Raw genomic sequence first — 643 nt, forward strand, 5'->3', positions numbered from 1 at the left:
ATCCCGTGGCGTCGTTGAAGATGCCGCCGCCGCTGCCTGCGTCTCCATCGGCGGAATTCTCAGTGATGGTAACGCCGCTGAGGTTGAGAATTCCTCCGGCGTTGAAGACGCCCCCGCCACCTTGATCGGCGGATGGGCCGCTCGCGATGTTCTGCTGGATCACGGTGTCGATGATGGTCATCGTTCCGGCGGCACTGTTCCACAGCCCGCCACCTTCTTGGCCGGCGGTGTTGTTTTGGAACGTGCTTCCTTCGATGTGATTGGTGGTTTCCCCGCTCGCGTGAACGGCGCCGCCGTTGATGCCTGCCGTGTTTCCATCAGCGGGAGCCACGCCGCCGAAGGAAGCGTCTTTGAGAACCAAGACGCCGCCGTTGTTTTCGATACCGCCTCCGGCACGTGCGGCGGAGTTACCCGCGAGCGTCGCGGATTCGATGGTGAGTTCGCCGCCGAGGTTCATCACTCCACCGCCATTACCCGCCCCGTCGGTTGCCGTGTTGCCACGAATCACGGTGTTGGCGTCGACGAAGGTGACGACGCCGCCGTTGTTGAAAACTCCGCCGCCACCATCGTCTTGCGTGGCGTCGGCGTCAGGATCGAGAGCCGTGTTGTCTTCAACGATGGCTCCGTTACGGATCGCGAGAAT

Annotated in this window: 1 pseudogene; it reads right to left on the minus strand. The window is 62.5% G+C overall.

The features are described from left to right. A pseudogene (locus tag RSSM_RS33595) lies at positions 1–643 on the minus strand (nuclease); the annotation flags it as partial.

The organism is Aporhodopirellula sallentina SM41, assembly GCF_000346505.1.
Lineage (GTDB): Bacteria > Planctomycetota > Planctomycetia > Pirellulales > Pirellulaceae > Rhodopirellula > Rhodopirellula sallentina.